Origin of the sequence: Pseudomonas morbosilactucae (assembly GCF_023241665.1) — a bacterium.
Classification (GTDB): Bacteria; Pseudomonadota; Gammaproteobacteria; order Pseudomonadales; family Pseudomonadaceae; genus Aquipseudomonas; species Aquipseudomonas morbosilactucae.
In genome coordinates this window covers 155,455-174,991 of the sequence record NZ_JALQCX010000028.1, presented here as the reverse complement: position 1 = coordinate 174,991, position 19,537 = coordinate 155,455, and the positions used below count along the sequence as shown (strand labels likewise).

At 63.9% G+C, this 19,537-nt stretch carries 16 protein-coding genes; 9 read left to right on the top strand and 7 right to left on the bottom strand.

Annotated features, from left to right (window positions below; translation table 11 throughout):
• The first annotated feature begins 43 nt into the window (after positions 1–43).
• Positions 44–1,360, top strand: coding sequence for a leucine-rich repeat-containing protein kinase family protein (locus M1B35_RS16070; protein ID WP_268262490.1), 1,317 nt, complete (start codon positions 44–46; stop codon positions 1,358–1,360).
• Positions 1,361–1,426: 66 nt separating this feature from the next.
• On the opposite strand, the gene M1B35_RS16065 is transcribed toward M1B35_RS16070, so the two are convergent.
• Positions 1,427–2,131: a YebC/PmpR family DNA-binding transcriptional regulator gene (locus M1B35_RS16065; protein WP_123335412.1), complete on the bottom strand. Its 705-nt coding sequence runs from the start codon at positions 2,129–2,131 to the stop codon at positions 1,427–1,429.
• Positions 2,132–2,297: 166 nt separating this feature from the next.
• A complete protein-coding gene (locus M1B35_RS16060) occupies positions 2,298–3,164 on the bottom strand; it encodes a LysR substrate-binding domain-containing protein (protein WP_268262489.1) in 867 nt (288 codons plus the stop codon).
• Positions 3,165–3,274: 110 nt separating this feature from the next.
• On the opposite strand from M1B35_RS16060, the gene M1B35_RS16055 reads away from it, so the two are divergent.
• From M1B35_RS16055 to M1B35_RS16045, 3 genes are all read left to right on the top strand, one after another.
• The gene (locus tag M1B35_RS16055) at positions 3,275–4,384 is read left to right on the top strand and encodes a 2-aminoethylphosphonate--pyruvate transaminase (protein WP_268262488.1); all 1,110 of its coding nucleotides are present in this window, start codon (positions 3,275–3,277) and stop codon (positions 4,382–4,384) included.
• Positions 4,385–4,481: 97 nt separating this feature from the next.
• Complete coding sequence (gene phnX / locus M1B35_RS16050; protein WP_268262487.1) at positions 4,482–5,309, top strand: phosphonoacetaldehyde hydrolase; 828 nt, start codon at positions 4,482–4,484, stop codon at positions 5,307–5,309.
• A 199-nt stretch (positions 5,310–5,508) separates the two neighbouring features.
• Positions 5,509–6,057, top strand: coding sequence for a cytochrome b (locus M1B35_RS16045; protein ID WP_123335405.1), 549 nt, complete (start codon positions 5,509–5,511; stop codon positions 6,055–6,057).
• On the opposite strand, the gene M1B35_RS16040 is transcribed toward M1B35_RS16045, so the two are convergent.
• Together M1B35_RS16040 and M1B35_RS16035 are read right to left on the bottom strand one after the other, a co-directional pair.
• Positions 6,054–6,989 (bottom strand): 1-aminocyclopropane-1-carboxylate deaminase/D-cysteine desulfhydrase, encoded by a 936-nt coding sequence (locus M1B35_RS16040; protein WP_268262486.1) that lies wholly within the window; start codon positions 6,987–6,989, stop codon positions 6,054–6,056. The two genes, M1B35_RS16045 and M1B35_RS16040, sit on opposite strands and share 4 nt — an antisense overlap.
• A gap of 145 nt (positions 6,990–7,134) precedes the next feature.
• Entirely contained in the window at positions 7,135–9,174 is a 2,040-nt protein-coding gene (locus M1B35_RS16035) for an oxidoreductase (RefSeq protein WP_268262485.1), read from the bottom strand.
• Between the two features lie 209 nt (positions 9,175–9,383).
• On the opposite strand from M1B35_RS16035, the gene M1B35_RS16030 reads away from it, so the two are divergent.
• The 3 genes from M1B35_RS16030 (at position 9,384) to M1B35_RS16020 (ending at position 12,990) form a co-directional block, all read left to right on the top strand.
• Positions 9,384–10,514, top strand: a complete 1,131-nt coding sequence (locus M1B35_RS16030; protein ID WP_268262484.1) for a carbon-nitrogen hydrolase family protein — start codon at positions 9,384–9,386, stop codon at positions 10,512–10,514.
• A gap of 3 nt (positions 10,515–10,517) precedes the next feature.
• Complete coding sequence (locus M1B35_RS16025) at positions 10,518–11,558, top strand: AraC family transcriptional regulator (protein WP_268262483.1); 1,041 nt, start codon at positions 10,518–10,520, stop codon at positions 11,556–11,558.
• Positions 11,559–11,901: 343 nt separating this feature from the next.
• On the top strand, positions 11,902–12,990 hold the full coding sequence (locus tag M1B35_RS16020) for a transketolase-like TK C-terminal-containing protein (RefSeq protein WP_268262482.1): 1,089 nt from the start codon (positions 11,902–11,904) through the stop codon (positions 12,988–12,990).
• An 11-nt stretch (positions 12,991–13,001) separates the two neighbouring features.
• Here the strand turns inward: M1B35_RS16020 and M1B35_RS16015 are convergent, their stop codons facing one another.
• Positions 13,002–13,463 (bottom strand): MarR family winged helix-turn-helix transcriptional regulator, encoded by a 462-nt coding sequence (locus M1B35_RS16015; protein WP_268262481.1) that lies wholly within the window; start codon positions 13,461–13,463, stop codon positions 13,002–13,004.
• A 160-nt stretch (positions 13,464–13,623) separates the two neighbouring features.
• Between M1B35_RS16015 and aceE the strand changes: the two genes are divergently transcribed.
• Positions 13,624–16,299 carry a pyruvate dehydrogenase (acetyl-transferring), homodimeric type gene (aceE, locus tag M1B35_RS16010; protein WP_268262480.1) on the top strand — a complete coding sequence of 892 codons (2,676 nt, stop codon included), beginning with the start codon at positions 13,624–13,626 and terminating at the stop codon, positions 16,297–16,299.
• Positions 16,300–16,310: 11 nt separating this feature from the next.
• Here the strand turns inward: aceE and M1B35_RS16005 are convergent, their stop codons facing one another.
• A complete protein-coding gene (locus M1B35_RS16005) occupies positions 16,311–17,177 on the bottom strand; it encodes a DUF2242 domain-containing protein (RefSeq protein ID WP_268262479.1) in 867 nt (288 codons plus the stop codon).
• 91 nt (positions 17,178–17,268) lie between these two features.
• Positions 17,269–18,168, bottom strand: a complete 900-nt coding sequence (locus M1B35_RS16000; RefSeq protein ID WP_268262478.1) for a LysR family transcriptional regulator — start codon at positions 18,166–18,168, stop codon at positions 17,269–17,271.
• Positions 18,169–18,291: 123 nt separating this feature from the next.
• On the opposite strand from M1B35_RS16000, the gene M1B35_RS15995 reads away from it, so the two are divergent.
• Complete coding sequence (locus M1B35_RS15995; RefSeq protein ID WP_268262477.1) at positions 18,292–19,497, top strand: MFS transporter; 1,206 nt, start codon at positions 18,292–18,294, stop codon at positions 19,495–19,497.
• The last annotated feature ends 40 nt before the right edge of the window (positions 19,498–19,537 follow it).

Sequence of the window (19,537 nt, the reverse complement as noted above, 5' to 3'; positions counted from 1 at the left end):
GGCCCTTTGCGGGCCCCGCCCGCCCCTGACGAGTGCTGACGCGTTGACCGACACCCTTGCCCAATTGCGAGCCGGCCAGTTGACCGGGCTCAAGCGCCTGGACCTGTCCTGCGGGCTGACGCAGTTCCCGCGAGAAATCTTCGACCTCGCCGACTCCCTGGAAGTACTCAATCTGAGCGGCAATGCCCTGAGCAGCCTGCCCGATGACCTGCATCGCCTGCCGCACCTGCGGATCCTGTTCTGCTCCGACAACCGTTTTACCGAACTGCCCGCCTGCCTGGGCCAATGTGCGCAGTTGAGCATGATCGGCTTCAAGGCCAACCAGATCGAACGGGTGCCCGCCGAAGCCCTGCCGCCGTTACTGCGCTGGCTGATCCTGACCGACAACCGCCTCAGCGAACTGCCAGAGGAGTTGGGCCGGCGCCCGCTGCTGCAAAAACTCATGCTTTCCGGCAACCGCCTGAGTGCCCTGCCCCAGAGCCTGAGCCAGTGCCACCGCCTGGAGCTGCTGCGGATCGCCGCCAACCAGTTGCGGGCACTGCCGCCGTTTCTCCTGGCCCTGCCACGCCTGACGTGGCTGGCCTACGCGGGCAACCCACTGGAATCAGAGGCGGGCACCGAGGCCCTGGCGTCCACCGCCTGTATCGCCTGGTCCGAACTGACCCTGCAGCAGCGTTTGGGCGAAGGTGCATCCGGGGTGATTTACCAGGCCCAGTGGCAACCGGCGCAGCAGCCGGCGCGCCCGGTGGCGGTCAAGCTGTACAAGGGTGAAATGACCAGCGACGGCTCGCCGTTGCATGAAATGAACGCCTGCGTCAGCGCTGGGCTGCACCCGAACCTGATTCGGGTCGAGGGCCGTATTGCCGATCACCCCGACGGACAAAACGGCCTGGTGATGCAGTTGATCGACCCCAGCTATCGCAACCTGGCGGGGCTGCCGAGCCTGGACTCCTGCTCCCGGGACATCTACCCGGCCGACGCACGCTACAACGCCGAGGTGATACTGCGCATGGCCAGTGGCGTCGCCTCGGTGGGTGCCCACTTGCACGCACAGGGCATCACCCACGGCGATCTTTACGGCCATAACCTGTTGTGGAATGAACAGGGCGACTGCCTGTTGGGGGATTTCGGCGCGGCCGCTTTCCATGCCCAGAACGACTCCGTACACACCCGTGCGCTGCAACGCCTGGAAGTGCGTGCCTTCGGCATCTTGCTGGAGGAGTTGCTGGAACGTGGGGATGGGTCGCTGGCCGAGGAGCAGCGGAAAAAGCTGCAGACGCTGGTGGAGCAATGCTGTCAGCCGGAGGTGCTGGCACGACCGGATTTTGTGCAAGTGGCGCGGGGGTTGGCGGCGCTCTAACAGCTTCGCCGGCAAGCTGGCTCCTACAGCAGTGTGCAGGAGCGAGCTTGCTGGCGAGTTTCGGTCTTAACCGGCCAGGCCGACGAACATGTCTTGCACGTCGTCGTGGTTGTCCAGGCCTTCGAGGAAGGCTTCGACTTCGGCCATCTGCTCATCGGTCAGGCCGCTGACCGGGTTCTTCGGCTGGTAGCCGAGCTTGGCCGACAACACGGTAAAGCCCTGCTCAGGCAATGCCTTCTGCACCGCGTCGAGGTCCGCAGGCTCGGTCAGGAACAGGGTCGCGCCCTCTTCACCCGGCTCGAAATCCTGGGCACCGGCTTCGATGGCGGCCAGTTCCGGATCGGCGTCCGGGGTGTCTGGCGAGGCTTCGATCATGCCCACATGGTTGAAATCCCAGGACACCGAACCCGAAGCGCCCAGTTGGCCCTTGCGGAACGCCACGCGGATTTCCGCCACGGTACGGTTGATGTTGTCAGTCACGCATTCAACGATCAGCGGCACCTGATGGGGGGCAAAACCTTCATAGGTCACGCGATGGTATTGCACGGTCTCGCCGAGCTGGCCCGACCCTTTCTTGATCGCCCGTTCCAGGGTTTCACGGGGCATCGAGGCTTTTTTCGCCTGCTCGACCACCAGCCGCAAGTGGGCGTTGGTGGCGGTGTCTGCGCCGTTGCGTGCAGCAATGGTGATCTCTTTCACCAACTTGCCGAAGATCTTGCCCTTGGCGTTGGCTGCTGCTTCTTTGTGTTTAACCTTCCACTGTGCGCCCATTACTCACTCTCTTGATCTATGGCGTCGAGTTAGATGTTGGCCGACGCGATGGGCAAGTTTATACGTCCTCAGGGCACCAATCGACCAAAAAGTCAGCCCTTGTCATGTAGGGGCCGGCTTGCCGGCGATGGTGGTCCTGCGGGCGCTATCGCTGGCAAGCCCACGCCTACGTGGGTGGAGGGGCCAGGGCCAGGAAGGCTTGGATCAGCCGCAGGTCTCGGCGCCGTTCGATGCAACCCATCATGTGTTGGTTGAGCAAACCCTCCCCGCGAATCGGCACGGCGCGGACCCGCGGGTCGTGGCTGACCTCCGCCGACGAGACGATGCCCACCCCCAACTCGGCCGCCACCGCCTCGGTCACCGCCTCGCGGCTGTCCAGTTCCAGCAGGACCCGGGGCTGGACCTTGGCCAGCGCGCAGGCGCCATCGAACGTGCGCCGGGTAATGGAACTGGGCTCGCGCAGGACCATGATCACCTGGTCCAGTTGCTCGATGGCAATGCCCTCCGGTTCGGCCAGCCACTCATGCCCCAGAGGCACCAGGGCGCAGATCCGCGACGCTCCCAGGCTTTGCAGATGCAGGCCCTTGCGTGGCTCCACTTCAGTCAACACCGCCACATCGGCGTGCTCGGACAGCAGCGCCGCCAGGGTTTCCTGGGCATTGCCCAAGCGCAGGTTGACGGTTACCCCAGGGTAAAGCGCCCGCAGCCTGGCCAGCATCGGCATGACCAGGTGCGGGCCGTCCGCTGCCACTTCCAGGCGCCCGGTGAGCAATTGCCGGTTGGCTTCCAGCAACGCCTGGGCCTCTTCCGCCAGGCCGAACATGGCCCGGGTAATGGCCGCCAGCTTGATGCCCTCCTCGGTCAGTTCCACACGCCGCGCAGTGCGCCGCAACAAGGTGATCTGGTAGTGCTCTTCCAACGCCTTGATGTGCCCGGTCACCGCCGGCTGGCTGATAAACAGCCGTGCGGCGGCCCGGGTGAAGCTGCCTTCACGGGCCACGGCATCGAACGCCCGGAGTTGGAACAGGTTCATAGCTATCGGCCTCACTTATGATTGGCATAACAACAAACAATTTGATTGATAGAAACGCAAACTGCAACGTATGCCTCGTAGCTTCAGCCCATCCCTTGCGAGGACACAGCATGCGTAACACCGCGCCCATCCTGCTTACACCCGGCCCCTTGACCACCTCTGCCCGCACCCGTCAGGCGATGATGGTGGATTGGGGCTCTTGGGATGAGCGCTTCAACCAACTGACCGCCAGCCTCTGCGAACAATTGCTGGCCATCGCCAACGCCGCCGACAGCCACCACTGCGTGCCCTTGCAAGGCAGCGGCACCTTCGCTGTGGAGGCCGCCATCGGCACTCTGGTGCCCCGGGACGGCAAAGTCCTGGTACTGATCAACGGCGCCTACGGCAAGCGCCTGGCGAAAATCTGCGAGGTATTGGGCCGCGCCTGCTGCACATTCGAAACCGCCGAAGACCAGCCCACCAGCGCCGCCGATGTCGACCGCCTGCTGGGCGCCGATGGGACGATCAGCCACGTGGCGCTGATCCATTGCGAAACCAGCACCGGCATCCTCAACCCCCTGGCGGAGATCGCCGAAGTTGTCGCCCGCCACGGCAAACGCCTGATCATCGACGCCATGAGTTCCTTCGGCGCCTTGCCCATCGACGCGCAAAAAGTCCCTTTCGACGCCTTGATCGCCGCCTCCGGCAAGTGCCTGGAAGGGGTGCCGGGCATGGGCTTCATATTGGCCCGCCAAGACGCGCTGGCCCAGGCGGCTGGGCGCTCTCACTCCTTGGCCATGGACCTGCATGACCAACACAACTATATGGCCAGGACCGGCCAATGGCGCTTCACGCCGCCCACCCATGTGGTGGCGGCACTGCACGAAGCTCTTTTGCAATACGCCGAAGAAGGCGGTTTGGCGGCACGCCACCAACGCTACGCCGACAACTGCCAGGCCCTGCTCGACGCCATGAGCGGCCTGGGTTTTCGCAGTTTCCTGCCGGCCGCGATCCAGGCCCCGATCATCGTCACCTTCCACGCCCCGCGCGACCCGCACTACCAATTCAAACCCTTCTACGAACGGGTCAAGGCCAAGGGTTTCATCCTCTACCCGGGCAAGCTGACCGAAGTCGACACCTTCCGGGTCGGCTGCATTGGCCACGTGACCCAGGCCGAGATGCTCGCGGCCGTCAACGCCATCGCCGACGCCCTGGGCGAACTGCAAGTCATCGACATTTGAGCCACCCCAAGCCCCGCCGTCGCTGATGCCTCAGCGATCCGGGCCTACTCCCCATTGATTGCCACGGGCCTGCCCGGGCCCCAACAGGATTTTCGCCATGAACTACAACACCCCCCGCCAACTGCAAGCCGCCATCCTCGACTGGGCCGGCACCGTGGTCGACTTCGGCTCCTTCGCCCCAACCCAGATCTTTGTCGAGGCCTTCGGCGAATTCGATGTCCAGGTTTCCATCGAGGAAGCCCGAGGGCCGATGGGCATGGGCAAATGGGACCACATCCGCACCCTGTGCAACCTGCCGGCAGTGGCCGAGCGTTATCGCCAGGCGTTCGGCCGCACGCCCACCGATGACGACGTGACCGCGATCTATGAGCGCTTCATGCCGCTGCAAATCGAAAAAATCGCCGAGCATTCGGCACTGATCCCCGGTGCCCTGGAGACCATCGCCCACCTGCGTGAACAAGGGATCAAGATCGGCTCCTGCTCCGGCTACCCCAAACAGGTGATGGACAAAGTGGTGGAATTGGCGGCCCGCAACGGCTACACCGCCGACCATGTGGTGGCCACCGATGAAGTGCCCAACGGCCGCCCATGGCCGGCCCAGGCCCTGGCCAACGTCATCGCCCTGGGCATCGACGATGTCGCCGCCTGCGTGAAAATCGACGACACCGTGCCGGGCATCCTCGAAGGGCGCCGCGCGGGGATGTGGACCGTGGCCCTGACCTGCTCGGGCAACGCCCTGGGACTGAACTACGAAGACTTCCGCGCCCTGGACAGCGAGGCCTTGGCCAGCGAGCGTCGACGCATCCACGGGTTGTTCGCCGGTTCGCGCCCGCATTACCTGATCGACACCATCAGCGACCTGTCCGAGGTGATCAGCGATATCAACCGGCGCCTGGCCCAGGGCGAGATGCCCCAGGGCAACTGATCCACCAGGCCGTAACAGCCACCACGGCGGTGCCTTTCGGGCCCGCCGTTTTTTTATCGAAAGCCCCCTGAAACGGGGACCGAACACGCGGATAAAAGCCTGACCCACCTCAGGCAAACCGGGCAAAACAGGATTACAGTTAAAGCACTCCGTCGTCCAAGAACGGAGGTCACCGACCTGATGACTGAGGATGTCCCGTATGCCCTGGAAAAACTCCGACACGCGCTACAGCAGCGTGTCGATCGCCCTGCATTGGCTGATGGTGGTGCTACTGGCGGTGGTATACGCCTGCATCGAATTACGCGGCATCTTCCCCAAGGGCAGCGGCGGCCGGACCCTGATCAAGGAAGCCCACTTCATGCTCGGCCTGACGGTGTTCCTGCTGGTCTGGTTGCGCCTGTTCGCCCGCAGCCTGGGGGTGGCTCCGAAAATCCTGCCCACGCCGCCTGACTGGCAACAGTGGCTGGCCAAGCTGATGCACTGGGCGCTGTACCTGTTCATGATCGGCATGCCGATACTCGGCTGGCTGATCACCAGTGCCGAAGGCCATCAGGTGATGTTCTACGGCATCGACCTGCCGCTGTTGATCGGCGAGGACAAATCACTGGCCAAGCAGATTGAAGGCTGGCACGTACTGGGCGGCACCATCGGCTACTGGCTGATTGGCCTGCATGCCCTGGCCGGGCTTTATCACCACTACTTTATGCGCGACAACACCCTGCAACGCATGCTCCCCAAGCGCAGCTAGTCCCGGGCCGGCAAACCCAGACCCCGGCGGCCTTGAAGGCCGCCGGTATGGACGAAGACCAGGCGTGTTCCGGCCACAAAGCGGCCCAGCTGAACCTGCTGCTGCAGCGCCAGCAAGGCCTTGCCGGTGTAGAGGGGCTCCAGGGGCATGCCTCTCTGCACCTCGCTCTGGGCGATGAGTTCGAGCAGCTCCGGGTCGACCTTGGCAAAGCCGCCACGGCTGCTGTCGAACATTTCATAGCGCGGCATCAGGCCATTGCCCTGCTGCACAATGGCCGCCACCTGCTGCGCCACCCCGTGGTTATCCGGCACCGCCAGGGCGCCATACACCGGATGGGCCCCGGCTTCGGCCAGGACCAGCCCCGCCAGGGTGGTGCCAGTGCCGGCGGCCAGCCACCAGCCGTGATAATCGTCCCAGCCCAGCGCCACCAATTGCTCGAGCACCTGATCCAGCAGTGGTCGGCAACCTTGGGCCCCGAGCAAGCCCCCGCCGCCTTCGGGCACCGCTTGCCACTGCGGGTACTGCGCCTGCCACGGCGTCCAGAAATCCGGCGCGTGCCGGGCGCGATAACCGCCATAGCCCAGCCAATGCAGGCGCATGCCAAAGCGCTGCAGGTCCTGCACGGTGGGCGTGTCCTGCTCATGACCGCGCAGCAGGCCGGCGGTGGCAAAGCCAAACCGTTGGCCGGCAGCCGCCAGGGCATGCAAATGGTTGGAATGGGCACCGCCCAGGCTGATGACGCCCTGGGCCCCGGCACGCCGAGCGGCGGCCAAATGCTCGGTCAGCTTGAACCACTTGTTACCGGAGATCAGCGGGTCGATCAGGTCCAGGCGCAGCACCGCCACCTCGACATCGGCCTGGCTCAGCCAATCCAGTTGCAGGCGTTGCAATGGAGCGCTGGGCAACCAATCAAAGGCGTCGGGAATGGGCATCGTTCAGAGGTCCGCAAGCACAGGGCCGGGCAGTCTAACAGCGCGGCCGAAACGGCCAAACACCCGCTGCAGCCGGGCTGTGGCTCAGCGTCAGCGCAAAAAAAGGCCAGGCTGCATGGGGCCTGGCCTCTGCCGCAAACGGCTTTTACAACGCGGCGGCCAGGCGCGAACCCTGGTTGATGGCACGCTTGGCGTCGAGTTCCGCCGCCACATCGGCGCCACCGATCAGGTGCACATTCTGCCCGGCGGCCAACAGGCCTTCCTGCAGCTCCCGCAGCGGGTCCTGGCCGGCGCAGATCACGATGTTGTCCACCGCCAGCACCTGGGGCTCACCGTTCTCGCCGATACGGATATGCAGGCCAGCGTCGTCGATCTTCAGGTACTCGACGCTGTTGAGCATCTGCACCTGTTTGTTCTTCAACCCGGTACGGTGAATCCAGCCAGTGGTCTTGCCCAGGCCGTCGCCGACCTTGGAGGTCTTGCGCTGCAACAGGAAAACCTGACGCGCCGGCGCATGGGGTTCAGCCTTGATCCCGGCCACACCACCACGGGCTTCCAGCTGGCAATCGATGCCCCACTCTTTCCAGAACGCCTCGCGGTCCTGACTGGTGGCCACGCCCTGGTGCACCAGGAACTCGGAGACGTCGAAGCCGATGCCGCCCGCACCAATCACCGCCACGCTGGCCCCCACCAGCTTGCGTTGCAGCAGCACGTCCAGGTAGCTCAGGACCTTGGCATGCTCCACCCCCGGGATCGCCGGGGTGCGCGGGGCAATGCCCGTGGCCAGGATGATTTCGTCGTAACCGCCCGCCACCAACTGCGCCACATCGACCCGGGTATTCAGGCACAGCTCGACATGGCTGGTTTGCAGCTTGCGTTTGAAGTAGCGCAGGGTTTCAAAGAACTCTTCCTTGCCCGGCACACGCTTGGCAACGTTGAACTGGCCACCGATCTCGCTGGCCGAGTCGAACAGGGTCACTTGGTGCCCGCGCTCGGCCGCCACCGTCGCGGCGGACAGGCCCGCCGGACCGGCACCGACCACGGCAATCTTCTTGATCTGCTGCACCGGCAGGTAGTTGAGTTCGGTTTCGTGGCAAGCCCGTGGGTTGACCAGGCAACTGGTGAGCTTGCCGCCGAAGGTGTGGTCCAGGCAGGCCTGGTTGCAGCCGATGCATGTGTTGATCTCATCGCCACGGCCTTCAGCGGCCTTGTTGACGAACTCCGGGTCGGCGAGGAACGGTCGCGCCATGGACACCATGTCGGCGTCGCCCTCGGCGAGGATCTGCTCGGCCACTTCCGGGGTGTTGATGCGGTTGGTGGTGATCAGGGGAATCCCGACTTCGCCCCGCAGCTTGGCCGTGACCTTGCTGAACGCGGCCCTGGGCACCTTGGTGGCGATGGTCGGGATACGTGCTTCATGCCAGCCGATGCCGGTATTGATAAGGGTGGCGCCGGCCTGCTCGATGGCCTTGGCCAGGAGTACGATCTCGTCCCAGGTGCTGCCGCCTTCCACCAGGTCGAGCATCGACAGGCGGAAGATGATGATGAAATTCGGGCCCACCGCCTCGCGCACCCGGCGGACGATTTCCACCGGCAGGCGCATGCGGTTCTCGTAGCTGCCGCCCCAGCGGTCAGTGCGGTGGTTGGTGTGGGCGGCAAGGAACTGGTTAATGAAATAACCCTCGGAGCCCATGATTTCCACGCCGTCGTATTCGGCCTTCTGCGCCAGGCTGGAACAGCTGACAAAGTCGCGGATCTGCTTTTCGATACCCTCTTCGTCCAGCTCCTTGGGCTTGAACGGGTTGATCGGCGCCTGGATCGCGCTCGGCGCTACCTGCTTGGGGCTGTAGGCATAACGCCCGGCGTGGAGGATCTGCATGCAGATCTTGCCGCCGGCCTCGTGCACCGCACGGGTGACGATGCGGTGTTGCAGCGCCTCGTCCTCGGTGGTCAGCTTGGCGGCGCCGGAGTACACACCGCCCTCTTCGTTGGGACCGATACCGCCGGTGACCATCAGGCCCACGCCGCCGCGGGCACGCTCGGCGAAGTAGGCAGCCATGCGCTCGAAACCACCGGGTTTCTCTTCCAGCCCGGTGTGCATGGAGCCCATCAGGGTGCGGTTGCGCAGGGTGGTGAAACCCAGGTCCAGCGGGGCCAACAAGTGCGGGTAAGGTGCGGCAGCCATGGTGTTACTCCACATCAAGCAATCACGGAAAGTGCGGAAGCTCTGCGGCCTCCATCAGTCATGCTCGACAGCCTAAGAGCCGGGCACCCGGCGCTCAATGACCGTAACTGACAACTTATTGATCCAAATGCGCAGCAACCCTTGGCAAGCGCCAACGCGCGCCCTACCCTAGTCGACGAATCCTGCACCTGGCCGCTGACTGTCTCCCCATGCGCAAACTTCTGTACTGCACCTTGACCCTGGCCCTGCTCGCCGCCCTGACCAGCTACGGGCTGTGGACCCGGGACCGCCCCGAGGCCCATTACCTGTCGGACCTGCGCATCAACCTGGCGCTGGACCAAGGCATACCCGCCGACCACGGCAACCTGCTGGGCATCCAGCCCGAGCTGTTCCCCACTGATTACCAAAGCCCCGAGCGCCTGCGGCGCAAGCTGGCGGCCTACCTGCAGCAAGCCCGCGAACAGGGCCTGCTGAATGAAAAAACCATCGTCGTCCTGCCGGAACACGTCGGCACCTGGTTGATGGTCAGCGGCGAGAAAAACGAGCTGTACCAGGCGGCCAACCTCAAAGAGGCGATGAACTGGCTGGCGGTGAGCAATCCCCTGCGCTTCCTGCGGGCGCTGATCACCGCCAAGGGCGACAGCCGGGTGGACGACGCGCACCTACGGATGAAAGCCAAGAAAATGGCCAAGGACTATCAGCAGCTGTTCGGCGGGCTGGCCAAGGAATTTCGCGTGACCCTGGTGGCCGGCTCCATCGTCCTGCCAGAGCCGGTGGTCAACCAGGGCCAACTGCAGATCGGCAGTGGTGCGCTGTACAACAGCACCCTGGTGTTCGACCGTGACGGGCTGCCCATCGGCCAGCCCCAGCGCCAGCTTTACCCGACCTTCGACGAGCGCGGGTTTATCCGCCCCGACACCGAGCAATCCCTGCAAGTCGTCGACACCCCGGCCGGGCGCCTGGGCGTACTGATCGGCAGCGACAGCTGGTACCCGGACAACTACCGCAAGCTCAATGACCAAGGGGCACAACTGGTGGCCGTACCGGCCTTCGTCCTCGGGCGCGAGGTGTGGGACCAGCCTTGGCGCGGCTACAAGAGCGCCTCCAGCCCCGATGAAGTCAGCCTCAAGCCAGGGGAAGTCAGCGAGGGCGAAGCCTGGCATCGCCTGACCCTCACCAGCCGCGTACCCAGCAGCCTGGCCACGGCCGGGGTCAGCGTGTTCCTGCGCGGCCAGTTCTGGGACCAGGGCAGTGCCGGCCAGGGCTTTATCAACAGCAACGGGCAGACCTACGCCGACGGCAACGCCCGTGGCGCGCGCTTGCTGAATATCTGGTTGTAGGCCATGAAGCCACAGCCGATGCGCCTGGGCGATTTATCGGTGGGCTTCGTCCACAGCCTGGCCGACGCTGTGCGTAGCCATGGTATCGACCCCCTGCCCTTGCTGGATCAATACGGGCTGGATGGGGCGCGCCTAGGGGAAGCCGGGGCGCGCTTGTCGATCCCCCGTTACATGCGCCTGGGCCACGGCGCGATTCAACTCACCGGCGACCCGGCCCTGGGCCTGCGCATGGGCCGCCTCAGCCGCCTTAGTCAGGCCGGGCTCGCCGGGGTCACCGCCGCCCAGGCGCCCACGGTGCGCGAAGCGGCCCGTTGCCTGACCCGTTTCGAAGCCTTGTACGGCTCCAATTACCGGGGCCAGTCGAGTTTTCACGAAGACGCCGAAGGCGCCTGGCTGCGCTTTTATTCCATCAGCCCGTACAACGCCTACAACCGCTTTGTGGTGGATTCCATCCTCGCTGGCTGGCTGCAACAACTGTCCAGCCTGAGCACGCAGCCCATCGCCGCCGAACGCATCGACATCGAATTCCAGGCGCCGGATTATCACGAGGCCTACAGCGTGCTGGGCCAGTGCCCGATCCAGTTTGGCGCCGAGCAGAACCAGGTGCGCCTGAGCCTGGCGAGCCTGGCCCAGCGCAACCCCGAACACTGCCCGAGCACCTGGCGCCACCTGCTGCAACTCTGTGAGCGAGAACTGGAGCAACTGACGCGCACCCGCAGCCTGCGCGAACGCATCATTCAGTTGCTGGGGCCTTTGCTCAATGGTGGCCGGGAACCGGACCTGGAAGAAGTGGCGGCACGCCTGAAACTGCCGACCTGGACTTTGCGTCGCAAGCTGGCCGAGGAAGGCACACAATTTCGGGCGGTGCTCAACGACACGCGGCGCGACCTGGCAATGACCTACATTCGAGACACCGAACTGGCGTTCGGAGAGATTGCCTACTTGCTGGGGTTTGCCTCAGCCGAGGCCTTTCAACGCGCTTTCAAGCGCTGGACCGGCCAGACCCCCGGTGAGTTTCGACGCAGCCACCGGCAATCGGCCTAAAAAAAAACGCCACCGGCGTTAAAGCTCGGTGGCGTCGTCTGCGGGTTCCAGCGGGTCCAATTCGAACGCCTGGTACTCCAGTAACTCTTCTTGATAGTCGTCCATTGCATCGTCCTTTTAAATCGAATGAATAATCCTGTTCTTGTTGACCTGCACCTTCAGCATAAAGTGCCAAGGTGACAGAAAAAATATGCGCCAAAAACCGCTGGCCTTACAACTGAAAACGTCGTTCCAGACAGAAAATTTAACAAAGTTGCAATTGATGCAACTGCAATCATTGCAATTGCAATTATATTCACTCTTCCGCTAGGGTGGGCGCCTCGGATTCTTAGACGGCGCACACATGACTGCCTCCATCCCCTCCCGACTCAACACCACCACTCGTACCGGTCAGGCGGCCTTGGCCTGCATCGAGACCCTGCTGGCCGCAAGACGCGACCCCGGCTCGCCGTTGTTCACGGTCATGGAGATTGCCAACACCCTGGAGCTGGACCGACGCGTGGCCAACCAGGCTTGGGTCATCCGCAACCACGGCGAGGCAGGCCCAACCACCCGCATCAGCGCCTGGCCGCTGTGGTTTTCCCGGGATCGCAGCGAGAAGCCGTTGCTGTATCTGCACAGTGCCAGTTCTTCGGCTCAGCTCTGCGCCCTGGCGTCGGAAGCCACGCGCCGGGGCATTTTATGCAACGCCAGCGAAACCCTGGCCTCGCCCTGGCCCAAAGGGGCCGAGCCTTCGCTGCCGTTGTGGCTGGCCAGTAACCCCGAGTGCCTGCCCTTCGACCCGGCGTCCGGCGACGAGGCTCGGGCGATTGTGCTGGAGGCGTTGCAGGCGCTGTATGTGGAGGGCCGCCCGGGGTTCTATTACCTGGCCCTGCATGATCGCCACAACGGCCCGGCCCTGGACGAACAACAACGTCGCGCGGCCTTGAAGGGCATGTACCAGGTGGCCCAATACGGCCCTGCAGACAGCACCTGCCAGGTACGCTTGCTGGGTGCCGGGCAAGCCTTTGCCGAAGTGCGTAAAGCAGCCATCTTGCTGGCTGAAGAATGGGGCGTGGCGGTGCAGCTGTGGAGTTGCCCGAGCTACACGCGACTGGCCAGGGAAGCGGCCAGTGCAGAACGCTGGAACCGCTTGCACCCGTGCCTCGACAAGCGCGACAGCCACCTGTTGCGCTGCCTGGGGGACAGCCAAGCCCCGGTGCTGGCGGTGACCGGCTACGGGCAAAGTGTGGCGGATCAGCTCAGGGCCTTTGTGCAGTCATCCTTTAGCGCCATCGGTGCCGACTCCCTGGGTGGGAGCACCGACCCGCGTCGAGGCGCTGCGCCCCAACGCCACTGGATCAGCGTGCTGGCCCTCAAGGCCCTGGCCGATGAACAACGCCTACCCCAGGTGACAGTGGAGCAAGCGCTGCAGCGTTACCGCCTCGGATGACGGCTTGCGCCTCAGCGTTTTGCGGCTTCCTGGCCCGAGGCCCGGGCCAGGTTTGCAGTGCGCTCCAGGGCGTCGGCAAACCCCTGTTTCTGCTCGGGCTCCAACTGGGAAAGAAACAGCTCGTCGACGGTGCTTTCGTAGATTTTCCACATCTTCTTGCGCAGGTTGCGCCCCGCGTCAGTGATGCTGACAAAGGCCGCACGACCATCGCCGTCGCACCGCGAACGAGCGACTAGGCCGTCCTTTTCCAGGCGGTCCACCAGCCGCGTCAGGTTGTAGCGTTCGATCGCCAACACATCGGCCAGTTCATGCATGCGCCGGGTGCCTTCGGGGCCGCTTTCCAAGCCCCACAAGGCGTCGTACCAGGCGTAGGCCGGCAACTCGGCAGCGGCCAGTCGGCGCTCGATTTCACGGATGACCGTCCTGTGAGCCCGGACAAAACGGAACCACACATCAGGCTCTTTTGAAGACATGCCACACCATCCGAGGGATTGAAGAAAGGTTGCAATAGTAGCGCATGGCGGGATAGATTCGGCCATGTAGTTGCAATTGCAATTACTTTTATCCGTGCGCCACGCCCCTCGATCCCACAAGGATCTGCGCATTGGCAACCTGCTCAACCTGGAGCCCGGCATGACCCAGAACAACAGTGCAACCCTCGATCACGACCCACAGGAAACCCGCGAATGGCTTGACTCCATCGAGTCGGTGCTGAGCGCCGAAGGGCGCCCGCGGGCCCATTACCTGATCGACCAGTTGCTGGACTTCGACGTGGCCCGCCATGGTGACTTCCATGGCCGCGTGACCACGCCCTACATCAACAGCATTGCCCCAGAGCGCCAACTGCCCTACCCCGGCGACCTGGAACTGGAGCGCAAGCTCAACGCCTTTATCCGCTGGAACGCCATGGCCATGGTGCTGCGCGCCGGCAAGCATTCCGGGGTGGGCGGGCATATCGCGACCTACGCCTCGGCGGCGGTGCTCTATGACGTCGGCTTCGATCACTTTTTCCGCGGCCGTACCGAGCACTTCGACGGCGACATGGTGTACATCCAGGGCCACTCGTCGCCGGGCATCTACGGGCGGGCCTACATGGAAGGCCGGATCAGCGCCGCGCAACTGGACAACTTCCGCCGCGAAGCCGACGGCCAGGGCATCTCCTCCTACCCGCACCCTCGACTGATGCCAGACTTCTGGCAGTTCCCCACGGTGTCCATGGGCTTGGGCCCGATCACTGCGGCGTATCAGGCGCGCTTTATGCGCTACCTGGAGCTGCGCGGCCTGAAACAGCACCAGGGACGCAAGGTCTGGGCCTTCCTCGGCGACGGCGAGATGGACCAGCCGGAATCCCTGGCCGCGATTTCCCTGGCCGGGCGCGAAAAGCTCGACAACCTGATTTTCGTGGTCAACTGCAACCTGCAACGCCTGGACGGCCCGGTGCGCGGTAACGCCAAGGTGATCCAGGAGTTTGAAAGCCTGTACCGCGCGGCCGGCTGGAAGGTGATCAAGGTGGTCTGGGGCAGCGGCTGGGACGCCCTGCTGGAAAAGGACCGCAGCGGCCTGCTGCGCCAGCGCATGATGGAGTGCGTAGACGGCGACTATCAGAACTACAAGTCCCAGAACGGCGCCTATGTGCGCGAACACTTCTTCGGTAAATACCCGGCGTTGCTGGAACTGGTGGCTGACCTCTCCGACGACGATATCTGGAAACTCTCCCGAGGCGGCCATGACCCACTCAAGGTCTACAACGCCTATGCCGCCGCCGTGGCCCATTCCGGCCAGCCGACGGTGATCCTGGCGAAAACCGTCAAGGGCTTCGGCATGGGCGAGGCCGGCGAAGGCCAGAACATCAATCACCAGTTGAAGAAAATGGGCGCCGACGCAGTGCGGGCCTTCCGCGATCGCTTCGACCTGCCGGTCAGCGACGAGCAACTGGCCGAACTGCCCTACCTGAAACCTGACCCGGACAGCGCCGAAGGGCGTTATTTCGCCAGTTGCCGGGGTCGCCTGGGCGGCCATGTTCCGGCCCGCAGCAATGATTGCCAGGCCCTGGCGATTCCGCCGCTGGAGGCTTTTGCCAACCAGCTCAAGGACACCGGCGAGCGCGCGATTTCCACCACCATGGCCTTTGTGCGCATCCTCGGCACCCTGCTCAAGGACCCGCAGATCGGCAAGCTGGTGGTGCCCATCGTGCCGGACGAATCGCGGACCTTCGGTATGGAAAGCCTGTTCCGCCAGATCGGCATCCACTCCGCCGTCGGCCAGCTCTACACCCCGCAGGACGCCGGGCAACTGAGCTATTACAAGGAGAGCAAGGACGGCCAGATCATGCAGGAAGGGCTCAACGAGTCCGGGGCGATTTCCTCGTGGATTGCCGCCAGCACCGCGTACAGCAACCACGGGGTGATGACCCTGCCCTTCTACATCTTCTATTCGATGTTCGGTTTCCAGCGCGTCGGCGACCTCGCCTGGGCTGCCGGCGATGCCCGGGCCCGGGGTTTCCTGCTGGGCGCCACGGCAGGCCGCACCACCCTGATGGGTGAAGGTTTGCAACACGACGACGGCCACAGCCATGTAATGGCGTCCTTGGTGCCGTGCTGCGTGGCCTACGATCCGACCTTCGCCTACGAATTGGCGGTGATCATCCAGGAAGGCATGCGGCGCATGTATGTCGAGCAGGAAGACATCTACTACTACATCACCCTGCTCAACGAGAACTACCCGCACCCGGGGATGCCGGAAGGTGCCGAGGACGGGATTCTCAAGGGGCTGTACCGCCTCCACGGCCACGACGCTCCCGACCCGAAACAGCCGCGGGTGCAGTTGCTGGGCAGCGGTTCGATCCTGCGGGAAGTGATGGCGGCCGGGGCATTGCTGCTGGCCGATTTTGGCGTGTCGAGCGACGTCTGGAGTGCAACCAGCCTGACCGAGCTGCGCCGTGCCGGGCAAGCCGCAGAACGCTGGAACCTGCTGCACCCGGAACAGCCACCGCGCTCAAGCCATGTGCAGGACTGCCTCAAGGGCCAAGTGGGCCCGGTGGTGGTGGCCACGGATTACATGAAGATCTATGCCGACCAGATCCGCCCCTTCGTCGAGGGACGGCGCTTCGTGGCGTTGGGCACCGACGGTTTCGGTCAGTCCGATACCCGGGAAACCCTGCGTCGTTTCTTCGAGGTGGATCGGCACTTTATCGTCCTGGCGGCCTTGAAGGCCCTGGCCGATGACGGTGAACTGCCTTACAGCCGAGTCGCGGAAGCCATCAGTCGCTATGGGATCGACATCAACAAAGTCGATCCCGTCACGGTCTGAGCCGACGCGGACTAAGGCAGGGCCTTGATCGGCTCGGTGGGCGGCGGCAAGGAGCTGGGAGGCGGCGGCGTGATGCTTTCCGTGGCCGGCTCCGGCTCGCTGGCAGGCTCTGAAACGCTGGTGGATTCCGGCACGATGGGCGCAGCCTCAACCGGTGGCGTCAGTGGTTGCGACACCGGCTGAGGGGCTGCCGGTTCGGTGGCTGGGGCCTCGGCTGGGTGCACGGCAGCATCCGCCGGAGCCGGCGCCGTGACTGGCGCTGCGACAGGAACGGGAAGCGCTTCGGCCGCCTTGGGCTCCGGCACACCCAGGTCGGTCTTGGGCTGCTCGACGATGTGCGCGGCCTTCTTGACTTCCTGAGGCAGGAACATCTCCACCAGGGCGAAGTAGCGCTCATAGAACTTGGCCGACGACACAGTTTCGCTGGCCACCTTGACCATGGAATCGTCGGTCGAGCCAATGGGCATCGACACCGAGCCCAGCACGCCGACGCCGAGGCTTGCGGAATTGTTGACCTTCTTCAGCGCGTAGCGGTCCTGCAGGGCGTTGGCAAACACCGTGGAACGCTGATCGCCGGTGCCGTCCTGGGCACACACCACGTTGAAGCTGATTTGCAGATGGGTTTCGCCGGTCTGCTGGAAGCTCTTGTTGCCGCTGATCAACTTCGGATCGCTGCTGGTGATGATGTAGCCCTGGCTGAGCAACGCACGTCGCGCTGCCTCGCAGGACGCGGTGTCACTCACCGGGTAGTTGCGCGAGAAGGTGCCAGAGTCGTCGAAGTTCTCATGCTCGTAAACAGCGGGTTTCTGTGACGAACAGCCGGCGGACGCCAACAGCAAAGCCACCGCCGTCACACGCAAGTGAAATGATCTAAACATCGAAAATCCTGAGAAAAACGGTCCGGGGCGTATTGTGCAACAGATCGACGCCCGACAGCGTGCGGATTAGTGTCTTAAAAACCATACAAGTCTACTGACCCTCGGTTGCCGGAAAAAGTCGCGCGCACAGGTGGTCGATAAATACCCGCAGCTTGGACGCGGCGTGTCGGCTCGACGGCCAAAGGATCCAGAAGTCGCCGCGATGTTCCAGGTAGTCGTCCAGTACACACTGCAAGGTCCCTGCCACCACCGCCGTGCAGACCATGAAATCCGGCAGGCAGGCAATCCCCAGGCCACTGCGCACGGCATGGTCCACGGCCTCGATGGAGGTGCTGGTGAAACGCGTCGGCAGCACCACCTCCCCGTCCTCGGGCCCACTGCGCAAGGGCCAGGGCTCGAGTTTGCCGGTGCTGTGAAACACGTGTCGCAAGCAGGCATGGGCCGCGAGGTCGGCCGGTGTTTCGGGAACACCCCGGGCCTGGAAGTAACCGGGAGTACCCACCAGCACCAGGCGGAATTGCCCCAGCTTGCGGGCAATCAGCCGAGAATCCTTCGGAGTGCCAGTACGTACCACCACGTCGAACCCCTCCTCAACCACGTCCACCAAGCGGTCGGTCAGGTCGATGTCCAGTTCGATCTGGGGATACAAGGCCATGAACTCCGCCAGCACCGGCATCACCAGCCCATGGACTTGGGGCAGGCTGACCCGGAGCTTGCCCTGGGCTTTTTTGGACAGGTTGCACAGGCCGAACTCTGCCGACTCGGCCTCGGCGACGATGCGCCGGCAGTGCTGAAGGAATCCGGCGCCCTCGGCGGTCAGGGCAATACTGCGGGTGCTGCGATGAAACAAACGGGTCTGCAAGCGCTCTTCCAAACGGGCGATGCTCTTGCCCACTGCCGACGAAGACACCCCCAGCACCCGCCCTGCCTCTGTAAAACTGCGCAGCTCCGCCACCTGCACAAACACCGAAATACTGCCCAGCCAATCCATTGCGTGCCTCATCGATTAAGGACGTGGGTGTCCGATAAGTTCGGAACCTTAGCCTATTTTTCGCCCATGAACAGCGCCCTACTCTCTGCGCCTGACGTTTCAACCTAGGATCAGGACCTGCTCATGAACGCTCCCATTAATGCCCTCGACCAGCCGACGCTGGCCCACCAGCCTTGCGATCGATTACCCCTCAGCGGCCTGTTGGCGCTGGCCACCGCGGGCTTCATCACCTTGCTCACCGAAACCCTGCCAGCCGGCCTATTGCCGCAGATGAGTCGGGACCTGGGCGTCTCTGCCGGATTGATCGGCCAGTTGGTGACCTTCTATGCCCTCGGCTCACTGCTGGCGGCCATCCCTCTGGTGATCCTCACCCAAGGCTGGCGCCGCCGCCCGTTGTTGCTGATCGCCATCGGCGGCTTCGCAGTGGTTAACAGCATCACCGCCTTCTCCACCCACTATGGCCTGACCCTGGTGGCCCGCCTGTTTGCCGGGGTCTTCGCCGGGCTGCTCTGGGCCCTGCTCGCCGGCTACGCCAGCCGCATGGTCGTGCCCAAACTGCAAGGCCGCGCCATTGCCGTGGCCATGCTCGGCGCGCCCCTGGCGCTGTCCCTGGGAGTACCCGCCGGCACCTTGCTGGGCAATGCCGTGGGTTGGCGCATGAGCTTTGTGATCATGACTCTGCTGACCCTGGTGCTGATCGCCTGGGTCCGCTGGCAGGTCCCGGACTTCCCGGGCCTGGGCACGCAAAAACGCCTGCCGCTAAGACGTGTGCTGGCCTTGCCCGGCATCAAGCCGGTGCTGTTCGTCACTTTCGTGTATGTGTTGGGCCACAACATTCTCTACACCTACATCGTGCCCTTCCTCGAGCCGGCCGGGATCGCCGGGCAAATCGAGCAGGTGCTGCTGACCTTTGGCCTGGCAGCCTTGCTGAGCATCTGGGTGGTAGGCCTGTTGATCGATCGCTGGCTGCGTGAGCTGGTGCTGATCAGCTGCGGGCTGTTTATCGCCGCCATGCTGGTGCTGGCGCTGTGGGGTAGCCAACCCTGGTTGATATACAGCGCAGTGGCGATCTGGGGCCTGTCGTTCGGTGGCATGGCCACCCTGCTGCAAACCGCCTTGGCGAAAAGCGCCGGCGCCTCCGCCGACGCGGCCCAGTCGATGCTGGTGACGGCCTGGAACCTGGCAATCGCAGGCGGTGGCGTGGCCGGGGCCGTCCTGTTGCAGGGGCCAGGCGTGCAGGTGTTTGTCTGGGTGGTCGGCGCACTGTTGCTCGTGGCGCTGGGGGTGGCAATCAACGCACGGCGCCAAGGCTTCCCCGCACTGCGTTGATGCCTGCGGAGGTATTTAGCATTTGCCTCCCCTTACCAAT

Excerpts from the sequence above, each read along its gene's own strand:
- M1B35_RS16065 (WP_123335412.1), bottom strand. The coding sequence starts at position 2,131 with ATGGGCGCACAGTGGAAGGTTAAACACAAAGAAGCAGCAGCCAACGCC.
- M1B35_RS16060 (WP_268262489.1), bottom strand. The coding sequence starts at position 3,164 with ATGAACCTGTTCCAACTCCGGGCGTTCGATGCCGTGGCCCGTGAAGGC.
- M1B35_RS16055 (WP_268262488.1), top strand. The coding sequence starts at position 3,275 with ATGCGTAACACCGCGCCCATCCTGCTTACACCCGGCCCCTTGACCACC.
- phnX (WP_268262487.1), top strand. The coding sequence starts at position 4,482 with ATGAACTACAACACCCCCCGCCAACTGCAAGCCGCCATCCTCGACTGG.
- M1B35_RS16045 (WP_123335405.1), top strand. The coding sequence starts at position 5,509 with ATGCCCTGGAAAAACTCCGACACGCGCTACAGCAGCGTGTCGATCGCC.
- M1B35_RS16040 (WP_268262486.1), bottom strand. The coding sequence starts at position 6,989 with ATGCCCATTCCCGACGCCTTTGATTGGTTGCCCAGCGCTCCATTGCAA.
- M1B35_RS16035 (WP_268262485.1), bottom strand. The coding sequence starts at position 9,174 with ATGGCTGCCGCACCTTACCCGCACTTGTTGGCCCCGCTGGACCTGGGT.
- M1B35_RS16030 (WP_268262484.1), top strand. The coding sequence starts at position 9,384 with ATGCGCAAACTTCTGTACTGCACCTTGACCCTGGCCCTGCTCGCCGCC.
- M1B35_RS16025 (WP_268262483.1), top strand. The coding sequence starts at position 10,518 with ATGAAGCCACAGCCGATGCGCCTGGGCGATTTATCGGTGGGCTTCGTC.
- M1B35_RS16020 (WP_268262482.1), top strand. The coding sequence starts at position 11,902 with ATGACTGCCTCCATCCCCTCCCGACTCAACACCACCACTCGTACCGGT.
- M1B35_RS16015 (WP_268262481.1), bottom strand. The coding sequence starts at position 13,463 with ATGTCTTCAAAAGAGCCTGATGTGTGGTTCCGTTTTGTCCGGGCTCAC.
- aceE (WP_268262480.1), top strand. The coding sequence starts at position 13,624 with ATGACCCAGAACAACAGTGCAACCCTCGATCACGACCCACAGGAAACC.
- M1B35_RS16005 (WP_268262479.1), bottom strand. The coding sequence starts at position 17,177 with ATGTTTAGATCATTTCACTTGCGTGTGACGGCGGTGGCTTTGCTGTTG.
- M1B35_RS16000 (WP_268262478.1), bottom strand. The coding sequence starts at position 18,168 with ATGGATTGGCTGGGCAGTATTTCGGTGTTTGTGCAGGTGGCGGAGCTG.
- M1B35_RS15995 (WP_268262477.1), top strand. The coding sequence starts at position 18,292 with ATGAACGCTCCCATTAATGCCCTCGACCAGCCGACGCTGGCCCACCAG.